The 21,105-nt window shown below is 34.0% G+C and carries 22 protein-coding genes; 4 read left to right on the top strand and 18 right to left on the bottom strand.

The features are described 5' to 3' along the window. The first annotated feature begins 229 nt into the window (after positions 1-229). Together hflX and AC1RPY_RS01330 are read left to right on the top strand one after the other, a co-directional pair. On the top strand, positions 230-1,501 hold the full coding sequence (hflX, locus tag AC1RPY_RS01335; RefSeq protein ID WP_481760927.1) for a GTPase HflX: 1,272 nt from the start codon (positions 230-232) through the stop codon (positions 1,499-1,501). 146 nt (positions 1,502-1,647) lie between these two features. Then, positions 1,648-2,985, top strand: coding sequence for an APC family permease (locus tag AC1RPY_RS01330; RefSeq protein ID WP_481761139.1), 1,338 nt, complete (start codon positions 1,648-1,650; stop codon positions 2,983-2,985). 53 nt (positions 2,986-3,038) lie between these two features. On the opposite strand, the gene AC1RPY_RS01325 is transcribed toward AC1RPY_RS01330, so the two are convergent. The 9 genes from AC1RPY_RS01325 to AC1RPY_RS01285 all read right to left on the bottom strand — a co-directional run bounded on the left by AC1RPY_RS01325 (position 3,039) and on the right by AC1RPY_RS01285 (position 9,282). Further along, on the bottom strand, positions 3,039-3,632 hold the full coding sequence (locus tag AC1RPY_RS01325; RefSeq protein WP_481760928.1) for an NADPH-dependent FMN reductase: 594 nt from the start codon (positions 3,630-3,632) through the stop codon (positions 3,039-3,041). 125 nt (positions 3,633-3,757) lie between these two features. Beyond that, positions 3,758-4,411 carry an amino acid ABC transporter permease gene (locus AC1RPY_RS01320; RefSeq protein ID WP_409021664.1) on the bottom strand — a complete coding sequence of 218 codons (654 nt, stop codon included), beginning with the start codon at positions 4,409-4,411 and terminating at the stop codon, positions 3,758-3,760. 17 nt (positions 4,412-4,428) lie between these two features. Next, on the bottom strand, positions 4,429-5,067 hold the full coding sequence (locus AC1RPY_RS01315) for an amino acid ABC transporter permease (RefSeq protein WP_481760929.1): 639 nt from the start codon (positions 5,065-5,067) through the stop codon (positions 4,429-4,431). After that, entirely contained in the window at positions 5,064-5,891 is an 828-nt protein-coding gene (locus AC1RPY_RS01310) for a glutamate ABC transporter substrate-binding protein (protein ID WP_481760930.1), read from the bottom strand. Before AC1RPY_RS01310 ends, AC1RPY_RS01315 begins: the two co-directional genes overlap by 4 nt. A 33-nt stretch (positions 5,892-5,924) precedes the next feature. Then, positions 5,925-6,662 carry an amino acid ABC transporter ATP-binding protein gene (locus tag AC1RPY_RS01305; protein ID WP_409021667.1) on the bottom strand — a complete coding sequence of 246 codons (738 nt, stop codon included), beginning with the start codon at positions 6,660-6,662 and terminating at the stop codon, positions 5,925-5,927. Between the two features lie 151 nt (positions 6,663-6,813). Next, entirely contained in the window at positions 6,814-7,626 is an 813-nt protein-coding gene (locus tag AC1RPY_RS01300) for a DUF6681 family protein (RefSeq protein WP_481760931.1), read from the bottom strand. Between the two features lie 18 nt (positions 7,627-7,644). Beyond that, positions 7,645-8,139 (bottom strand): hypothetical protein, encoded by a 495-nt coding sequence (locus AC1RPY_RS01295; RefSeq protein ID WP_481760932.1) that lies wholly within the window; start codon positions 8,137-8,139, stop codon positions 7,645-7,647. Between the two features lie 69 nt (positions 8,140-8,208). Beyond that, positions 8,209-8,649, bottom strand: a complete 441-nt coding sequence (locus tag AC1RPY_RS01290; protein WP_409021670.1) for a Fur family transcriptional regulator — start codon at positions 8,647-8,649, stop codon at positions 8,209-8,211. Between the two features lie 78 nt (positions 8,650-8,727). Beyond that, the gene (locus AC1RPY_RS01285) at positions 8,728-9,282 is read right to left on the bottom strand and encodes a guanylate kinase (protein WP_481760933.1); all 555 of its coding nucleotides are present in this window, start codon (positions 9,280-9,282) and stop codon (positions 8,728-8,730) included. A 174-nt stretch (positions 9,283-9,456) separates the two neighbouring features. Here AC1RPY_RS01285 and AC1RPY_RS01280 point away from each other — a divergent pair, with 174 nt between their 5' ends. Further along, positions 9,457-9,636 (top strand): hypothetical protein, encoded by a 180-nt coding sequence (locus AC1RPY_RS01280; protein WP_409021673.1) that lies wholly within the window; start codon positions 9,457-9,459, stop codon positions 9,634-9,636. A 49-nt stretch (positions 9,637-9,685) separates the two neighbouring features. On the opposite strand, the gene AC1RPY_RS01275 is transcribed toward AC1RPY_RS01280, so the two are convergent. From AC1RPY_RS01275 to AC1RPY_RS01245, 7 genes are all read right to left on the bottom strand, one after another. Then, positions 9,686-10,228 carry an ECF transporter S component gene (locus AC1RPY_RS01275; RefSeq protein ID WP_481760934.1) on the bottom strand — a complete coding sequence of 181 codons (543 nt, stop codon included), beginning with the start codon at positions 10,226-10,228 and terminating at the stop codon, positions 9,686-9,688. Position 10,229: 1 nt separating this feature from the next. Next, the gene (locus tag AC1RPY_RS01270; RefSeq protein WP_481760935.1) at positions 10,230-11,069 is read right to left on the bottom strand and encodes a pyridoxamine kinase; all 840 of its coding nucleotides are present in this window, start codon (positions 11,067-11,069) and stop codon (positions 10,230-10,232) included. A 133-nt stretch (positions 11,070-11,202) separates the two neighbouring features. Beyond that, positions 11,203-12,378, bottom strand: a complete 1,176-nt coding sequence (locus AC1RPY_RS01265; RefSeq protein WP_481760936.1) for a cation:proton antiporter — start codon at positions 12,376-12,378, stop codon at positions 11,203-11,205. A 108-nt stretch (positions 12,379-12,486) separates the two neighbouring features. After that, the gene (locus AC1RPY_RS01260) at positions 12,487-13,158 is read right to left on the bottom strand and encodes an MIP/aquaporin family protein (RefSeq protein WP_481760937.1); all 672 of its coding nucleotides are present in this window, start codon (positions 13,156-13,158) and stop codon (positions 12,487-12,489) included. Between the two features lie 60 nt (positions 13,159-13,218). Next, positions 13,219-13,971, bottom strand: coding sequence for a YibE/F family protein (locus AC1RPY_RS01255; RefSeq protein WP_481760938.1), 753 nt, complete (start codon positions 13,969-13,971; stop codon positions 13,219-13,221). Next, positions 13,968-15,071, bottom strand: a complete 1,104-nt coding sequence (locus tag AC1RPY_RS01250) for a YibE/F family protein (protein ID WP_481760939.1) — start codon at positions 15,069-15,071, stop codon at positions 13,968-13,970. Before AC1RPY_RS01250 ends, AC1RPY_RS01255 begins: the two co-directional genes overlap by 4 nt. A gap of 133 nt (positions 15,072-15,204) precedes the next feature. Beyond that, the gene (locus AC1RPY_RS01245) at positions 15,205-16,806 is read right to left on the bottom strand and encodes a peptide ABC transporter substrate-binding protein (RefSeq protein WP_481760940.1); all 1,602 of its coding nucleotides are present in this window, start codon (positions 16,804-16,806) and stop codon (positions 15,205-15,207) included. A gap of 154 nt (positions 16,807-16,960) precedes the next feature. Here AC1RPY_RS01245 and AC1RPY_RS01240 point away from each other — a divergent pair, with 154 nt between their 5' ends. Further along, on the top strand, positions 16,961-19,384 hold the full coding sequence (locus AC1RPY_RS01240; protein ID WP_481760941.1) for a Xaa-Pro dipeptidyl-peptidase: 2,424 nt from the start codon (positions 16,961-16,963) through the stop codon (positions 19,382-19,384). A 52-nt stretch (positions 19,385-19,436) separates the two neighbouring features. Here the strand turns inward: AC1RPY_RS01240 and AC1RPY_RS01235 are convergent, their stop codons facing one another. Together AC1RPY_RS01235 and AC1RPY_RS01230 are read right to left on the bottom strand one after the other, a co-directional pair. After that, positions 19,437-19,961 (bottom strand): biotin transporter BioY, encoded by a 525-nt coding sequence (locus AC1RPY_RS01235; RefSeq protein ID WP_481760942.1) that lies wholly within the window; start codon positions 19,959-19,961, stop codon positions 19,437-19,439. After that, complete coding sequence (locus tag AC1RPY_RS01230) at positions 19,948-20,940, bottom strand: biotin--[acetyl-CoA-carboxylase] ligase (RefSeq protein ID WP_481760943.1); 993 nt, start codon at positions 20,938-20,940, stop codon at positions 19,948-19,950. Before AC1RPY_RS01230 ends, AC1RPY_RS01235 begins: the two co-directional genes overlap by 14 nt. Positions 20,941-21,105: the final 165 nt, after the last annotated feature.

Raw genomic sequence — 21,105 nt, 5'->3', positions numbered from 1 at the left:
TCAACATTAAACTCTAATTTAATTAAAAAGAGATTCAAGCGCCTTTAAAAAAGCCGTTTAACTATATAAAATATTCAACTCATAACATTTGCACGTTGTTAAAATGAGAGTTTGGCCATTTTTATTCATTAATTCTCATTTAATTCAGTTAACTTATTTTGATGTTCGAATATTTTTTTGAATAAATGTTATACTTAACCTATTAATTAAGTTCCACGAGGAGGTTCTCATGAAAGAAACTTATTCTACAGAAATACCAGTTATTGACGTTTTCATTGCTGGTATCGAAAAACAACGTGAAAATTTAGATTATACAATGTCTGAATTAGCTGCATTAGTCGAAGCTAACAACATGCATGCTGTTGAAGACATTCGTCAGAAATTAGATCGACCAACTGCTGCCCTTTACTTTGGTAAAGGTAAAGCTGAAGAATTCAAGACTGAAAGTGAAGCACAAGGTGTGAAAATTTTAGTTGTAAACGACGAATTATCACCAACTCAAATTCGTAACCTTGAAGCTGCATCAGGTATGGAAGTTATGGATCGTACAGGCCTGATTTTAGCTATTTTTGCTTCAAGAGCACAATCACGCGAAGCAAAACTCCAAGTTCAAATGGCTCAACTTCAATATCAGTTACCTCGTTTAAGAGGGATGCAAGATAAACTAGATCAACAATCTGGTGGTGGACTCGCTAACCGTGGTGCTGGCGAAACGAAGATTGAATTAGATCGTCGTGTGATTGAAAATCGGATTAACCACATTAAAAAAGATCTTGCTGAAATGGACAAAGAAGAATCTACTAGACGTAAACAACGTGATAAATCTGGTATTCCGACTGTTGCATTAGTTGGTTATACTAATTCAGGTAAATCAACGACAATGAACGGCTTGCTTCGTCTAATCGGACAAGATGATGACAAACAAGTTTTTGAAAAGAATATGTTGTTTGCTACATTAGATACAAGTGTCCGTAATATTCAATTTGAAGATAAAAAACAAATTTTATTGAGCGATACTGTTGGTTTTGTCAGCAAATTGCCTCACCAATTAGTAAAAGCTTTCCGTACAACCTTGGCTGAAGCTGCACAAGCTGATTTACTTATCCAAGTGATTGACGTGGCTGATAAACATGCTGAGGAAATGATTCAAACAACTGAAGATACATTAAAAGCTATTGGCGTCGAAAACATTCCGATGATTTATGCCTATAATAAAGCTGATTTAGCAAATATTGATTATCCTACTTTCTCAGATGATAAATTCACTTATAGTGCGCGTGATGAAAAATCACTTAATCAATTAGTAGATATCATTAAAAAGAATGTCTTTAAAGATAACGAAATTATGACTGTTCTTATCCCATTTGATAAAGGTCAACTTGTTGATTTAATCAATGAAAAGGCAACTATCTTAGAAACAGATTATGAAGAATCAGGTACAAAATTAAAGATTGATGCAACAAAAACTATTGCAACCCAATTGCAAGATTACATCGTTTAAAATAATTCTATAAAAAGAGTGCGTGAATCGGTCTGAAATAGCCGATTCACGCACTCTTTTTTGTCGTCATAATCATATCTAGTTTATTGCATGATTCCCGCTGTTATGCTAAAATGCAACTATTCATTTTAGAAAAGGAGGATTCAATTTTGGAAAAAAAACCAGCAGTTGGACTTAACAGATCGTTAGGTCTATGGTCAGCATTATCAATCGTAATCGGAACTGTTATTGGTTCTGGTATCTTCTTTAAACAAGCTTCGGTACTTGACTACACCGGCTCTACTACAAATGCCCTGCTCGCATGGCTATGTGGTGGTATCATAACCTTAACCGCTGGACTAACTGTTGCTGAAATTGGATCTCAAATTCCAGAAACCGGTGGATTATATATCTACATGGAAAAAATTTACGGTAAAATTTGGGGTTTCTTAGCTGGTTGGATGCAAGTTATCGTGTATGGACCAGCTATGATTGCTGCGTTAGGCGCGTACCTTGCTATTTTAATAGTAGATTTCTTTAGTATTCCAGCTGGTTATTCTCATTTAATCGCATTAATTGCAGTCATTTCTATTGGCTTCCTAAATATGCTATCAAATCGTTATGGTGCTTCATTCCAGATTATTACAACTATTTGTAAATTATTCCCTATTGCTGCTATTATTATTTTTGGTTTATTTTTTGGCAATGCAAATGCACTTGGCCAATCTGTTGCAACTGTCAGTCACTCTACAAATAATTTTGGTGTTGGTATACTAGCTACTTTATTTGCTTATGATGGTTGGATTCTGATTGCTAATATGGGTGATGAAATTAAAAATCCTAAAAAGACATTACCTAGAGCTATTGTTTTAGGAATTTCAATTGTTCTTCTTATTTATATTCTTGTTTCGTTCAGTATTATGCGTGTCATGCCTGCTAGTCAAATCCATCAACTAGGCGAAAATGCAACACCACAATTTGCTAAGATTGCCTTTGGCCAACTTGGTGGAAAAATTATGAATATCGGTGTCATTATTTCTATTCTTGGTTGTATGAACGGTAAAATCATGACATTCCCTCGAATTATGTGGGCAATGGGTAAGAACAAACAATTACCTTTCCATAAAGAAATATCTTATTTACATCCAAAATCACATTCACCTGTTATTGCAACATGTGTGGCTTTAAGTATTGCAGCGATTATGATTTTATTTTTTGATGCTGATCGCTTATCTGAAATTTGTATTTTTACAGTTTATTGCTTTTATGTTATGACTTTCGTCGGCCTCTTTATCTTACGCCGTCGGAATAAAGGAACAGATTTAAAACGTGTTTTCTCAGTTCCATTGTTCCCCATAACACCTATTGTTGCTATCTTAGGTGCAGCCTTCGTTTTAGTTAGCGAAGTTCAATCAGATATTGTAGGTGTTTTAATTTCATTTACAATTGTTGCACTTGGTATCCCGGTTTATTTATACGAAACACATAAAAATAAAGATCTATAATAAAAAATGTGTAATGACAGCTATTGTCATTACACATTTTTATTTTTAATTCATCATTTTCCGGGAAAAGGATTATTCACAAAAAGTTGTGTATAAAATTTAATTTCTTGCAAAGTCTGAGCAATTTTATTTTTTGTATAATCTGTTAACTTAGCATCGTTATTTAGTTGTCCATCTTCATTAAATGTTTGATCAACTATTCCCAATAATGTTGGCGTAGGCAACGTGATAAATCCTAATCGATTCAAAATAGGTACTAATTCAGCTGTTGCAAATTGTGCACCGCGCATGTTATCTGAGTAGCCCACAATCTTAACTGGTTTACGTTGCCCTTCAAAAGCCAAATAATCGATTGCATTTTTCAAAACGGCTGGAATAGCATGATTATATTCAGGCGTTAAGATAATAAAGCCATCTGCCGCAGCTACATCCGCTATCCATCGTGCTTCATTTTCAGGTAGTTGTCGATTTTCATTTTGCATAGGTGCCAATTTTTCGTGGAAGAAGGTTAACTGATAGTCACTTAATTTTAGAAATGAAAATTCAACATTATCCTGATTTTTTGCTACTCCTTCAATATACTTAATGACCCTTTTACCAATAGAATTCTCTCTTGAACTCCCTAGAATAACAGCAATTTTCACCATGACATCATCTTCTTTCTAATTTATTTTTCAATCAAACAAACCGTCATTTTATGCCGATTCTACTAACTAATAAAAATGGTTGCTAAAATCTATATAGATTTCAACAACCATTTTTATTTTATTGTCTACGCTAAGCGTCTTTCTAAGTATCTTGAAACCAATGATAGTGCATAACAAACGACGAAGTACATCACTGCTAAAGCGACGAACATTGGAATAACATAATTAGTATTTTGACCGTATACTAATTGTGCATGATACAGTAACTCTGGTAAAACAATGATAGTAGCCAATGACGTATCTTTAATTAATGAGATAAATTGACTAACCAATGGTGGAATCATTTTCTTTAAAGCTTGTGGTAAGACAATCACACGCAGACCTTGCCAATAAGTTAGACCATTTGCGCGAGCACCTTCCATTTGTCCGGGTTCAACAGCTTGAATACCACTTCGAATGATTTCAGCTAACATTGCTGATTCGAAAACGGTCATCGCTAACGTTGCTGACCAGAAAATTGATAACCGAATACCAACATTTGCTAAGCCAAAATAAACGAAAAATAAGATTAAAAGTAATGGTAAATTTCGAATTAAATCAATTATAAAACCAACTATAGCAGATAAACGTTTTACTTTAATATATCGTGTTAGGCCTAGAATAGCGCCAATTATAAAACTGAAAATAATTGAAATAACTGAAACTTCGATTGTTACTAATAATCCTTGTAGTAAGTAGCGAATATTTTCCCAACTATATGCTGCAATAAAATCTGACATATTTTTCTAGACCCCCTTTAACTTAATTTCTTTTCTAAATGTCTCATGTAATAACTTAATGGCATCGTGATAATTAAATATAACACCCCAACGATAATGTACGTGTTGATTGTATCAAATGTTGTTGATGCGATAATATCACCTTGGTACATTAAATCAAATCCAGCAACGAAGGCTAAAACTGAAGAGTTTTTTACCAAATTAATGAACTGATTACCCAAAGGTGGAATCACATATTTAAATGCCTGGGGTAAAATAATATGAAACATCGATTGCATGAATGTTAACCCGTTTGAGCGAGCACCTTCCATTTGTCCAGGATCAACAGCTCTAATCCCAGCACGAACTGTTTCTGCAATAAAGGCAGATGTGTAAATCGTTAGTCCGATTGTTCCAGCTGTAAATCCGTTGATATTCGTAACGTACATAGGTACCACAACGTAGAAAAACATTGCAACAACCAATAACGGAATATTTCTAAATATTTCAATATAGATACGTGCAATAATTTTTAAAATTCGATATGGCATTTCTTCCAAAATTGCAAAGAACGAACCTATAATTAAACTAAAAAATAATGCGAGTACACTTGAACACAATGTATAGCCAAGTCCTGTTAATAAGGCTTGCCAATGTTCTGTAAAAATCGTAATCATTGTTGACTCGCCTCCTTCACACTAAATCCTGGAATATCGCCAAACCATTTGTTTAATAATTTTTCATACGAGCCATCGGCACGCATTTCAGCTAAAGCCTTATTAACTTCATTCTTAAATTCACCTTGGCCTTTATCAATCGCAATTCCGTAAGGTTCATGCGTAAAAGTACCACCAACAACAGCAAAATCAGAATTCTCTTTAACCATCCCATATAAAATACCATTATCAGTTGTTAAAGCATCACCTTGACCAGATTTTAGTGCGGTTAATGCTTGCGCATAATCATCTAGTTCCAGCACTTCTGCTTTAGGTGCATACTTCTTCATGTTAATAACTGAAGTTGAACCCTTAACACCTAAAACAACCATACCGTCTTTATTCAAATCTTTTACGGATTTAATTGAGCTTGTTCTTTTAACTAAAATAGCTTGTCCGGCAGCAAAATAAGAGTTAGAAAAATCAACTTGTTTTTCACGATCTTTAGAAATGGACATCGTCGCAATAATTGCATCAATATTTCCATTTTTCAAAAGTGGAATTCTTGTTTTACTTGTTACCTGAACAAAATTAGCTTTACCATCTTTACCTAAGATTTTTTTTGTCACTGCCTTAGCAATATCAATATCAAATCCTTGGATTTCACCGGTTTTGATGTTCATTAAACCAAATAACTTCGTATCTGCTTTAACACCCCAGTTAATTGTTTTTGTTTCTTTAGCTGTTGTTGCAATGTTGGCTTTACTTTGCGCTCCACAGCCTGCAATAACTAATACCATAGCTATACTCATAAACAATAAGCTAATTTTTCTTAATTGTTTCATATTTTAATCCCCACTCTCACAGTCTTGAGCTCCTTAATGTTTAATAATTTTACTCAAGAATTTTTTTGCACGTTCTTCTTTTGGATTGTCGAAAAATTCTACTGTTGTATCATCCTCAAGAATTTGACCATCAGCCATGAAAATAACACGATCGGCTACTTCACGAGCAAAGCCCATTTCATGAGTTACAACAATCATTGTGATCCCATCATTTTTAGCGATATCTTTCATAACTTTTAAAACATCGTCAATTGTTTCAGGATCTAATGCAGAAGTTGGTTCATCAAATAATAGCGCCTTAGGTTTCATAGCTAGACTACGGGCAATGGCAATTCTTTGCGATTGTCCACCTGATAACATTCTAGGATATGATTGTGCTTTATCATCAAGTCCAACTGTTTTTAATAAATCCATTGCGATTTTTTTATTTTCAGCTTCATCCCGTTTTAAAACTAAACGTGGTGCAAGCATAATATTTTCTAAAACAGTTTTGTTTTCGTACAAGTTAAAATGTTGAAATACCATCCCAACATTTTTTCTGATTTTATCAATATTCGTTTTCTTATCTGCTAAATCAAAATTATCAACTAATAGTTGCCCCTCGTTAACTTGCTCTAAACCATTGATAGTTCTGATTAATGTACTTTTTCCAGAACCAGATGGCCCGATAATAACGACGACTTCGCCTGCTTCAACTTTTAAATTGATATTCTTCAATGCGTGAAATTTATCGTAATATTTCTCCACATTTTTAAATTCGATCATTGCCATACTCTCAATCCCCTTCTCTTAACTCTTTTATTCTTTTTTGTGATACTTTAATTATACTACCAAATGGATGTTTAATTGCAGTCTTTTTTAAATGTACCATATAATCACAAAAAAAGTGATAGCAATGTAGTTATTTGCTATCACTTTTTTACTAATTTTCTTTTTCTTTATAGGCAATTTGAACTTTAACGTGAAATTTATGTGATTCTTCAATAACTGATGATCGACCAGCAACCTTCTGATTACCACCATAAATAGTTGCTGTTGCTAAGTAAATATCATATTGTTCTTTAGCCGTTTCAATATCAGATAAACCAACATGGGTTAGGCGACCAATCAATTGTTTATCAATCTGATTCATTCCAGCGTAAACATTCATTTTTTCGTCTTCTATTTTTAATTCAAAAAATGGAAAAGCAACGGGCTGTGCTAACTCTGACACTGGTTTTCCTGTTTTCTGAATTTCTTTTATAATAGCATCATCTGACAATCCATCATAATCAAAATCTGAATACTTAACTTGCTTCATTTGATCAGCAATTTTTTGAATACTTACTTTTTCGTTTCTATTTGTCCTAAGTGTCGCTGGCATCAGCATTTTAGAATCAAATAGGCCATTCGTTTGAACATAACCTGGTTGCATTCGGCGACGTTTATCTCCTTCAATTTCTTCCTTAGGCGGTCCGCCCAACAATTTTTCAATTTTCGGTGAAGGATCAAATTTAGTTGTTTTATTTGTAAAATAATGAATAACATTTAAAACAATAAAATATAATAAAACAAAAAAAGCAAGAATAAACAAACTACCTCTAACATAATAACCATTTATGAAATATCGTGATGCGATATACAATAAATACCAATTACCAAGAAAGCCTAAAACAGTATAAATTCTATTTTTTAATTTTAAATTAACATTAATAAACCCTAAATAATGGTTTGCTAAATCTAGTAAACTAAACATTTATTTACCTCCTAATCCTTAGTCTGTATTTGTCGTTTCTGCACTGGCTTTGGCTTTGTCAGTCGTTACCGTTTTAGTATTCTTCACGCTACTACTTGTGCTTGTTGCCGAGCTAGCTTTATCCGCATTTGTATCAGTATCTGTACTTGTATCAGTTGTGTCATCGGTACTTGTTTCCGCGCTCTTATCATCCGTTGTATTATCGGCACTTGTACTTGCTGATTTGTTTGATGTTTCATCGGCAGCACTTGAACTACTAGACTCATCTTTTGAACTTTCTGATGAAGAGGACGAATCAGAAGAACTCGTCTCAGAAGATGAACTTACTTCTTTGGAACTCGAATTATCGTCTACTTTAGGTTTAGTTTCCGACGGTGATGAAGCTACTGAAGAAACTGTTGCTCCTTCGTTTGTATTCGTTGTTTTGTTAACAACAACGTTAGTTGCGCCCAATGCAAGTACGATAGAAACAATTGCAAAAGGTGTTATAAATGGTGGCGTTCTATATGCCATTAACTCTCACTCCAATTTTGTACTTTTTCCATTAAACCATTTGTTATTGAAGTTTATTCGAAGATAAACTTAATTTTTCGATAATTTTTTTTGGCATTCATCACAAATCCCATGTAATTCAAATTTATGTTCTTCTATTTTGTAACCTGGTAACTGTTTTACAAAATAATCTAGCGGACAGCTATCAAGTTCAACCACCTTACTACAAGAAGTACAAATAAAATGATGGTGATGTTTGTGACTAAAATCACATTGATATTTTACACAGGCTCGTTCACCATTCATCCGTTGCTCAACAAGACCCATTTCTTTAAATTCTTTGATATTTCGATAAATTGTATTATGACTCATCCCTGGATATTTATTTCTCATATAGTCATCCACAACTGTAACGTCAACATAAGCTTCCTCATACTGACTTAAATACGTTAATAAACTTTTTCTTTGTTTCGTAATTTTATATTTATTTTCTTTTAGTATATGCAATGCATCATCAATTAATTCAGTCAAAAGGCTTATCTCCATTTCTAAATAATAATGGTTACTCTTTAAGAAGAATACCATATCAACTAAAAAAAGCAATCACTCTTAACCTAATGATTGAATTAACTGATCAATCTGTTTCTTTGCGTCAACTAAATCGTCATTAATAATGACATGTGCTATACCTTCAAGATCTGCTGGAAGTTTCATGTCTCGTTTTGCTTCACCAGAATCTAAGCGTAAACTTCGATTTCGAATCGTATCTCCCCGTTTAATTAACCGATCTTGTAATATCTGATTATCCGATACAGACAAATATAAGACAACTGTTTCTTTTGGTAATTCTTTTGAATACGTGATGGCACCTGCCGTATCGAGTACAATTGTCGCATTTTTTGCCTCTGACCAAGCAGCATCTATCGCTTCTCTTGATGAACCATAGTAATGGCGATCATACTCAACATGTTCTAAATAATGAAAATTAAAAAAAGTTTCATCGGATTCAAAATAATAATCGCGACCATTTTTTTCATTAACTCTTGGTTGCCTAGTTGTGTGAGTAATCACCTTTTTGGCATCAAATTGCTTGGTTAGATAGTCTCTAATCGTCGTTTTACCTGTTCCCGGAGCACCCGTGATCACGAATATTCGTTTTTGCATTAAATCATCCCTTTATCGTTTTTAGACTTCTTCATATTATTTAAAAAATTTTTGGTTAATATAAAACAAATGACTTGCATTCATTTTATGTACGTACTATACTAAGCTTCTACTAAAGAAAGTAGAATGCGCTTTCATGGTAGTAAGATATAGAAATACGGAGGATACACACTTATGAAATTTGGAACATTTAGTAAAAACTGGTATACGATTTCTTTAGACACTGAAAAACAAATCTTTATTGCTAGTTCAAAAAATAATCCAGCCATTTCAGGTTCTGGGGTAACAATCGAAACAGCCGTTTCCAACTTATCAACAGAAATGAAATATGTTCAATCTGGACAATTTGTATAGAGGGTAAATGTGAGCTCACGCACATCAACCCTTTTTTATTTGGACTTTTTTACCGATTAAACCTTACCATCAATCGCTTAATGGGTACGTATAATAAACTAACAATGATAATTGTCGAGATTGAATTAACAACAGTTGCAGGTAAACTTAAAAACGCCTGAACAGCGGCGACATTAAAACTAACACCTTTAATCATTGCTTCACCAATCGAAACTAAATATGATGTTCCTATTTTACCAATTCCTGCCGTTGCAGCAATAATGATAATCCAATATTTACCATGATAATTTTTTAATCCTTTCGTAACAACCGTAATTAGTAATGCAATAACCACTACTTCTAGTACAGTAAAATATGACGTATCTGCATAACCATTCAAAATATCAAATAATCCCAGACCAATCGCTCCTGCAATTGTGCCATAACTAAACCCTAAAAAAATCACGGCCAATGCTGCTAGTGAATTACCGAAATGAATAAATGGTTTTCCCACCATAGCTGGGATTGGTATTCTAAAAACTGAGATACCTATATAAATAATTGCCGCAAATAATCCCGCTAAAATAATGCTTCTTAATCTTTCATTTCTCATTTTATTTTTCCATTCTATCGTTAATATCGGGTAAAATACTCATAAAATTAACCCCTAACCTTTGATCAAGTCCTTCATTATCAGAATTACTCATCGCTTTCCATGTTACTTCTACTGCAAATTCCAATGCTTCCCTTAGTGAATGACCATTCATTAACTCACCCACTACGCAGCTTGCTAGCAAGTCTCCTGTCCCAAAATAATGATTCTCACGTTGTTCTTTTAATACCCAACCTGATTCGCCTTCTTTTGTTAGAAAAACAACACCAATTTGATTTTTCTGGTTTGTAACTCCTGTAATTATAACCGCTTTTAAATTTAATTTCTTTAATAAACGTGTTAGTAACTTTTTAATTTCTGCCTCGCTAGGATTTTCCTGATAATTACAGTCTGCCAATAAGTAAGCCTCTGTTAAATTGGGTAAAATTAAATCTGCTTGCGTTAAACATAACATGCTTAATTCTTCTACATAGTCGTTTGTCAGTCCTGAATATAACGTGCCGTGATCAGCCATAACTGGATCAATAACGGTGAGTGCTTTATCATCAGATAACCTATCTAGTAGAATCCCCATCATTTTAATACTTTCTGCCGTCCCTAGATAGCCCAAATATGCGCCCGTAAATTGAACTGGAATAGTTGCCCAGTGTTCTTCAAAAGCTTTTATAAATGGTGAGATGTCTACCTTCATTGGTACTCCAAATCCACCTGTATGACTACTTAATAACATTGTTGGCAATATTGTCGTCCGTTGTTGATAACTAGCTAAAACAGGAACCGCAATCCCTAATGAAACACCACCAACACTAGATAAATCTTGTGCAATCAATAATTGTTTCATTATTCCACCTTCTTCATTTGAAGTTATTTAATTCATTATAAAATGAATACGCCAGAATAGCGATATTTAGTAACCATTTAAAAATAAAAAACTGTTGAAAAATTAGCACTAGGCTAGTTCCTCAACAGTTCAACTATTTCTTCAATTCAATTTTATTTTGTCGACCAATCGCATGTTTTAACATAAACGGTGCTACGATAGTTGAAATAATAATTACCATGATAACTGCCGAATAGTATTCCGTCGACAACAAGTGTGCGGTATACCCAATTTGGACAATAATCAAAGCCATTTCGCCACGAGAAATCATCCCCGCACCGATTACATATGCACTATTTAAATCAAATCCAAGTAACCTAGCACCTAATCCACCACCTAGTAATTTTGTGAGGACGGCCAAAATCGTTAAAATAACGATAAACCAAATATTTTTCATAAATCCATCAAATGACATGCTTAATCCAATACTCGTGAAAAACATTGGAATAAAGACTGCATAACCAATTGGTTCAATATTGGCATCAATTTCTTTTTTATACGGTGTTTGTGCCACTGCAATTCCTGCAAAAAAGGCACCAACAACAGCACTTAACCCCACTAAGTCAGCTAAGTAGGCCATACCTAGACAGATAACCAGTGACATAATCGTAATCGATGAGCCAACTAATAATCGTTCACTTAATCTCATCAAGAAAGGCGCCACCCACTTGAATAGGATTAAAATACCAATGAAGTAAACAAATTCTAATAAGAAGCCAATCCAAATGTTAGCTTGTGCGCTATCACCGGTACTTGTAATATTACCAAATACACTAACTAATACACTTAAAATAACAACAGCTAAGATATCATCCACAACGGCCGCACCTAGGATTGTTGCACCTTCTTTTGAATCTAATCGTTTTAATTCTTTCAAGACTTCGACGGAAATACTAACTGACGTTGCCGCAAAGATAACACCTAAAAATAAAGCCGATTCAAATCCAAAATTATAAATTCGACCAAAGTAATAGACAACTAAGATAGGGAAGACAACACCTAAAGTCGCAACTGATAAGGCCGGTTTTAAATACTTTTTAAGTAGATCTAAATCACTTTCTAATCCCGCCATAAACATTAAAATAATCACACCAATTTCTGCGAACATCGCAAATAAATGATCTGAATGGACCCAATTCAACATTGCTGGTCCAAGTAAAACACCAACTAATAATTGCCCGATAACACTAGGAACACCAATTCGTGTGCTGACATGACCCGCAATTGATGTTGCCACTAATACTAAACAAATCGTTCCTAAAAATGCCATTATTTCTCCTCTCACTTGTCACTATCTATATTAACCATAACATACATTAAAAATAAAAAGCAGCAAATTCCCTCTCGGAATTCACTGCTTATGATTCACTTAATTAAATTAAGCTTCTTCACTGTTAAAAATATATTTTGCTGCGAATGCTGCAATAGCACCACCAACTAATGGTGCAAGAATAAATACCCAAAGTTGTGAAAGTGCATCGCCACCGGCATAAAGTGCAGGTCCAATACTACGAGCAGGGTTAACTGAAACCCCTGTAAGTGGTAAACCAACAAAGATAAGTACTGTTAATGTTAAACCAATCACAAAGCCAGCAATATTACTGTTACCAAATTTTTCACTCGTAACCATCAAAATAATAAAGATGAATAAGAATGCGAATAAGGCTTCAACGAAAAATGCCATACCACCAGGAATTGTTGCATAACTATTTGAACCAAAACCATCAGCAACTTTTGATGTATCTGTCATTGATGAAATAATCATCTTAACCACGCTAGATGCTACAATCGCACCTAAGATTTGACTAACCCAGTAAGCAACCATATCAGTCAATGACATGCGCTTGTTGATGTACATTGCTAATGAAACAGCAGGATTGATGTGTGCACCTGAAACAGGTCCAATAGCATAAACCATCAATGTAATAGCTAAACCAAATGCAAGTGCAATAACAAGTGGGCTACCGTTACCTAACGTAACTGCCCCTGTACCAAATAATACCAAGAAAAATGTGCCGATAAATTCAGCAATATAATTTTTATAATTCAATTTTAAATCCCCCTATATTAGTATCTCTTAATTATACACATAACCATAAACTCATTTCAATTATTTTTTTATTTTTAATTTTTGAATTAAAACCCATGCTGTAATTGGAACCGCTAGAATAACACCTATAATAGAAAATAAAATCATTATTAATTCTGCAACAAAAATTTTATCATTTATAATATCTGCGAATGTAGCATGCGTCTGTACTAATAAAATAAATAGCGCTAAAAAGCCACCAAAGAAACCAAAAAATAGTGTATTAAACGTTGTTCCAATAATATGTTTACCAATACTAATACCAGCTGCGTATAACTTTTTTAAATCAATTGTTGGTGTTTGTTCAATAATCTCATTTAAGCCAGCCGAAATTGCAATCGCACCTTCAGCAATTGCGCCTAAAGTACTAAAAATAGCTGTTGAAATCGCTATTTGCATAAAATTAGCGCCTACTAATAACGAAAATGCTTCTATTTCTTCACTATCTTCTGCACCAAAACCTTGAACTGCAGCAAAATGTTCAACTGGAATAATCAAAAGAACGAGAATAACCAGAACAATTAACGAAGCATAAAAAGCAGTTTCAGTAACTTGCACATTATCATCACCAAGAAAAATCGTAATAGCTAAAATAATAATGCCATTAATTAGGGTCACTGCTACCGGCGGAAATCCTCCCGTAATTAAAATAATCGTAAAAAATAACATGATAAAATTAAAAAATAAGCTTAAAAATGAACGAACACCATTCATTCCTCCAACAATGACCATTAAGACAAATAAAATGGCACTTAACCAACCAATTGTAATCATAATGTGTCATCCCCTTTGATTAATCGACTTGCAAAAAAACTTGCGACAGGTATCGCAATGACAATCCCAATACCGCTGATTAATGTTTGGACAACTCCTAAAGCCATGGTCCATGAAAAAGTATAGCCAATTGTATTGGTCGTTCTAAAGTACAAAACGGCAAGTGGGAAAATGTCAGCAATAAAAATTAAGAATAAGACGTTAATTAATGGTCCCATAATCGATTGTCCAACCTCACGTCCAGATTTAAAAAGTTCTTTCGATGAAATAGTTGGTTGTTCTTTTTTTAATTGAAATAGTGTTGCAACGATATCTGTCGATTCATCCATGACAGCCCCTAGAGAACCTAGTAGTGTGGCAGCAAGGAATAGTTCCTTTGGCGCTTGCGTTGCATAAGATAGAGCTTCGTAATGCATCCCTTGATCATTTGTCAGTTTTAAAATAATGACACTAATGATTAACGATAAACTAGTTCCCGTCAAAGTTGCCAATAACGTGACCAGCATCTGTCGATTAAAGCCAATTACCAAACTCAAGGTCAGTACTGCAAATATTAGAGCAATACCTGCGAAAATCCAAAAGAAGTTCGTAATATTAACGAATATTTCAAATTTAATGGCTAAAAAGAAAATAATCATATTTAAGACGATACTTAATACAGCAATCATGCCACTAAACTGCATAAATCCTACCAGCATACTAACGGCAATCCAAATTAATATGGCCACGACGACATCTCGTTTGAACCCATCAATAATACCAGTTAATCCACTTTTATGAGGATTAATCGTTACAAATACTTGATCATTTTTCTGGTATTTTTGATCATTTGCGCGAGATGAAGAATATGTATTTGGTAGTCTTATTTTTTGCCCTTTATACTTACCATTCATCACAGTTCCAAATAATTTTTGTTTAGTCTGTGTATCTTTATTTTCAAATTCATCTGTTACTTTTTCAGTTTTTTCATCCTTAACCTGTGTTATTTTAACAATCGTATCTGAATACAGTGCTTGATCAAATTTAACACCTATTACGAGTATGCCACCGATAATAATCGTTAGAATTAAAATAATGTTCTTCTGAAGTAACTTTTTCATGGGTTCACACCTCATTTATTATTAATACACTTCCACCAGTTTAACATTTTACAACAAAAAAAGTCCGACCAAAGGCCAGACTTTAATCTATCTTATTTTAACTTTATAAAGCTTTGAAACAGCTAACTATTATCTACTTAATAGACATGTCACGATAAAATAATGTCGTTCCATATGGGTTAATGTGTAATCCGGATGCATCTGGGTTCAATAAGTAGGCCATTGCACCTTGGAAAACAGGTACTGTATAAGCATCTTCTTCGACCAATTGCTTTTCAGCATCAATCAAGCTATTCCAACGTTTCGTTGGATTTGTTGCAAATTCATTTTTAGACTGATCGATATCTTTTAAATATTGTGCATTTTTGTAATCGGTATTTAAATGATAAGCGCCACCATCATTAATAAAGTTAATTGGATCAGCATAATCTGGTGTCCATGTCCCATAAACGATATCAAATTGGTAAGCCGTTGTTGCTGCTAATCGCGATTTAATTGGAATATTACGTGCGTTAATTTTTAATCCAGGTAAGTTACTCTCTAACTGCGCTTGCAAGTATTCAATCACTTGTTTAGCTTCTGGCGTATCAGAACCCAATATTTCAATTGTTAAGTCCTTCTTACCGATCTCTTTAAGTCCTTTTTCCCATTCTGCTTTAGCTTCTTTTTTATTAAAAGCAAGCAAGTCTCCTGCTTCTTTACGGTAATCTTCCCCATTAATCGGATTTGACACAAATTTAGCTGGGACGATTCCATTTAATGCAGATGAACCATCATTAAGAATTTTGCTAGCTAATAATTTTTTATTAAATCCTAGCGCAATTGCTTTACGAATATGTTTATTACCAGTTGCCTCACGCTTAGTATTAAAACCTAAATAACCAATCATTGGTGTTTTACGTGTTGCGAACCCTTTTTCATTCTTATATTGTTTAACATAATCATTTGCTAACATTGAGAAATCAATCTTCCCTGTTTGATATAACTTGCCAGCAGTTGCACCATCTTTAACAACTTGAACGTCAACTTTAGCTAACTTAACTGATTTAGCGTTCCAATAACTGGTATTTTTAACATATGACCATTTGTTATTAGTTCCTTCCCAATCAGTTAATTTATAAGGACCATTCACAATCATATGTTGTGAATCCGTTGCATATTGACTACCTTGTTTTTTAACGTAAGCTTCATTTTGAGGTACAAATGGTGCACCCGTTAATACTTCTGGTAAATAGCTAATTGGTTGTGCCAGAGTAACTTCTAATGTTGTTTTATTCAGCGCTTTAACACCTAACTTATCAACGGCCATCTTGCCATTTCGGATAGCAAACCCATTTTTAATAATATCAATTCGTTGTGAATTAGGTGATGCTGTTTTAGGATTTGCTAGTTTTTGCCAAGCGTAAACAAAGTCATTTGCTGTAACAGGAGTCCCATTTGACCAGTTCTCAGCTCTTAATTTATAGGTGTAAACTGTTTTTGCTTTGTTAACCGTCACACTTTTTGCTGCAGCTAACACTGGTTTATTTTTTTGATTATACGTATACAATCCTTCATAAACGTTTTGTATTGCTTCAACACTAAATGTATCACTGTATTTAGTAGAATCTAAAGTGCCTAATTGATCAGTTACAGCCACTTTTAATATGTTATCGTCTTTCGTCGCTGTTTTTGAACAAGCAGCTAGCACCCCTATAAACATGATACTTAAAACTACCGCAATTTTCCTTCTCACTTTAGACACTCTCCTTTTTTAGTTACCTTAATGTGATTAACTTTACCTAGTTACTTATTTTTTGTCAATAAAGACGTATCATTTCAACCAACTTTACATTTAAGCTATACTTAACCCAGTGTCTTACTCAATTCTGAAAGGAAGTTTTTGACTTATGAAAAATAATCAATTTGCTAACTATACACCTACTTTTGAGACACAAATAAAAGAACTTAAAGCTATTAATTTGTATATAGCCTCCGAAACCAATCCTACACATTTATTTGAACAATTACTCAATAAAATTCTCATCGACTATCAAACAATCGGTGCGAAACAACAAAAAATGATGTCCTTATTAGCGACAGAATCCATTTCTGTTTATGAATTTTTTACTACAAAAAAGGAATTAACACCTGTTATCTTTTATAATGTTGCATTACAGTTACTAGAATTTGAAGTCGATGTCGATTTCAAAATTGATGACCCATTTACGGCAATGGCTAAAATTCAGTTACCTTCTATTGAAATTATTGAATCCGTTAATGATTTTTGGTCCGCATGGTATCTCTTACTGACAACACATACCAAAAATGGCCAAGTCTTCACAGATACACTAGCAAATAAAGGGTACTTTGTTTCATTTTATAAAGATGCGAAACCTTTATTTTTCAATGGAAAAGCGCAACCTGTTTTTGATACAACTAAACTGATTCGTGAAGTCGTCTACGTTGAAGCCCCATTAGATACTGACCAAGATGGTCAACGTGATTTATTAAAAACAGAAATTTTAAGACCACTAGTTACATCCGGACTAAAAGTACCTATTCTTTATACAGCAAGTCCTTACAATCAAGGCACAAATGATGATTCTGAATTAATGCGCAACGTTGATATCCCGCTTACCGAAAAACCAGTTACTGAATTAACTGAATCTGATATCACCTATAACTATCAGAAATCCAACTTACCCGAACCACGATCAATCCTCTCAGAATCAACAGAAACTGAGCAAACCTTTAGCCGTGAATCTTCGTATACATTCAACGATTACATGCTAGCTAGAGGATTTGCAATCGTCTATGCAGCTGGTATTGGTACTCGAGAATCAGATGGTATTCGTACTTGTGGGAGTGTTGAAGAAACGGTATCAACCGTCGCCATTATTGAATGGCTAACGGGACATCGGCAAGCATTCACAAATAAACTCGATAATCGATCAATTAAAGCCACTTGGAGTAATGGTAACGTTGCTATGACTGGTAAATCTTACCTTGGTACGCTTGCTACTGCAGCTGCAACAACTGGTGTATCCGGCTTAAAAACAATCATTTCTGAAGCCGCTATTTCAAGTTGGTATGATTATTATCGTGAAAATGGACTAGTCGTCGCGCCTGAAGCTTGCCAAGGTGAAGATGCAGATGTTTTAGCTGCGCTTTGTTTAAGTCGCCAAAAAGATGCCGCCGACTACGCTAATATTCAAGACTACTTTGACAAAGTTATGAATCGATTATCTATAGGACAAGACCGTGCATCTGGTAATTACAATAAATTTTGGGATGAACGTAATTATTTAAACCAAACTAAAAATATCAAAGCAAATATTGTTATGGTCCATGGTTTAAATGATTGGAACGTCAAACCTCGCCAAGTTGAACAACTTTGGCAAGCATTACGTCCTTTACCTATTGTTAAAAAATTATTCTTACACCAAGGTAAACATATCTATATCAATAACTTTCGCTCATTAGATTTCACTGATATGATGAATTTATGGTTATCAAATCAACTTTATAATATCGAAAATGGTGCTGAGACACTTATTCCCAATGTCACCATACAAGATAACCTAGAAGCTGAAACGTGGCACACTTATGATGATTGGGCAGACCCGGATTCTCCTACCCAATCCTATCATTTCCAACAAAATAAATTAACACAATCAGTCACATCAGATGCTCACCAATTTGCTACTTTCAAAGATAACTTACCAACTGACCTTTTTAACAACTACGTCAGAGATAATCATCTTTGGAATCAAGCTTTAGTTTCAACTAAAGAAACAGAAATGGCTAAAAATAGAATCCAATTAATCTCAGAACCATTAACAGAACCGCTGTTTATTTCCGGTTCTGCTCACATAAAATTGTCTGTTGCAGCACTACAAACAAAAGGGCTCATTAGTTGCATGCTTATCGATTATGGTGAAGAAAATAGACTCACCCCCGTGCCATCCATTCTCAAACGAAAATCTTTAGATATGGGATTTCATTGGCGTGAAGATGATTTGGTTGAATTTACTAAAAATCCCACAAAAACTCCTTGGAAAATGATTTCCAAAGGTCATATCAATTTACAAAATAGGACAAATCGTTATCAAAATGATTCTGTCCTTCCAGGAACTTTCAACACAGTAGATTTTGATTTACAACCAACTGCCTATCACATTAAGGAAGGTCATCAGATTGAATTAATCATTTACGCAACAGATTTTGGGATGACTTTACGAAATAACGATTCAGATAGTTATACTATTAACTTAGCTAATTCGCGTCTTAAAATTCCTTATCAATCTGTTAGTACAGTATCATTATTCTAAATAAAAAAGAAAATCATCAAAAAAATTATTGATGATTTTCTTTTTTTATTTATCAATATCTACGTATTAAGTAATGAGACAATTCGCACACAAAAATAACTTTAATAAATCCAACAATCAAAAATGGTAAAATACCTATTAAAAATGCTTGTTGCATCGAGGTTTGTTGGTAAACCATTAACCAGATTGCTCCTAAAACTAATTGCACACTAGCACCTAATAAATTCCCCATGTACAACTGCCAACGACCATTACCATACCATTTTAAAAACAGCCCCGTTAAGATAATATAGGCTAAAAAACCAAATAAATAACCACCTGTTGGTCCAATTAAAGAAAAAAGTCCCGAATGAAATCCAGCAAAAACTGGGATTCCTATTAATCCTAATAGGAGATAAATGCCCACCGCTTTTAATCCTTCTTGAACCGGTCTCAAACTCGATAATAATCCGATAAAAATGGTTTGTAACGTTAACGGGATTGGCCCCAATGGAATGGTTAACTGGGATAAAACACCCAAAACGGCTGCTAACTCTGCTGCTATAATTAATTGTTTTAACTGTTTATTTTGTCCCATTTGTTAAGCCTTCCACATTCACCTTTGTAATTTCACCAGCCATATAAGTCGTTATTTGCCCATTTTTATCTCTCAATACCAACTGTCCATCATCTTTAATTGTTTCAACTGTACCAATAATTTCTTGATGACCACTTTTTAAAGTAACTGTCTGTCCAATAACTAGTGACCGTTTACGATAATCATTCATGAAGTCACCATTTTGGTAATTCTGATAGATTTGGATAAATTGATTGGTAATTTCAGCAATCAACTCATTCCGTGTGACATTATTCGATTCATCAATTAATGAACCCACTTTATCTTGTAACTCTGGAGATAATTTTTTAAGGTCTGTTTTAAAATCTAGCCCAATCCCTATAACTAAGCTTGTCACTTGCTGCGTTTCAAAATCTGTGACAGCCTCCGTTAAAATCCCGCAGACTTTTTTATTTTGATAATAAATATCATTCACCCACTTTATTTGTGGTTGAATTTTCAATTTATTTTCTAAAGCATAACTAACCGCCATGGCAGTTGCTGTCGTTAGCTGACCAACATCTTTGATAGGTTGATCAATTCTCAATAAATAACTGATATAAATCCCAGTCTCTTCTGGTGATTCAAATGTTCGACCAAATCGACCATATCCTGCTGTTTGACTATTGGCCACTATTAACAGTGGACCCTGTATATCGGGCTGGCTTGAACGCTCTTTCGCCAATACATTGGTAGATGTCACTTCATCAAATAATTCAATTTGCATCATGTCAGTTGTTAAATAAGATTGAATTAGTTGTGCGTTCAACTGATTACCATCATTTAGACTATATCCTTTTTGTGGAATCGTCTTAATGTCAAAACCCTGCTCTTGTAAACTCTTAATAGCCATCCAAATAGCAGTTCTCGAAACGCCAAGTTTTTCAGCCAATAGTTCTCCCGAAATAATAGTATCTTGTTGTCCAGCTAATATTTTTAGAATACTGTCTTTAGTTTTCATTTTACACCGTTAACCTTTTAATTTTATTAGTTAACATAACTTTAAGCTAACTCACTAAAATATGCAACTAACACTCTTAAAAAAATACCATCCTCACTTTCATTCTGGTAAATAATCATAAAAGTGCTATGATTAATCTATTCTTAAGAAATTAGGTGGATTAAT

Source organism: Dellaglioa sp. CoH-56-MRSF-12 (assembly GCF_056782075.1).
This window is presented reverse-complemented; position numbering and strand designations above follow the sequence as displayed.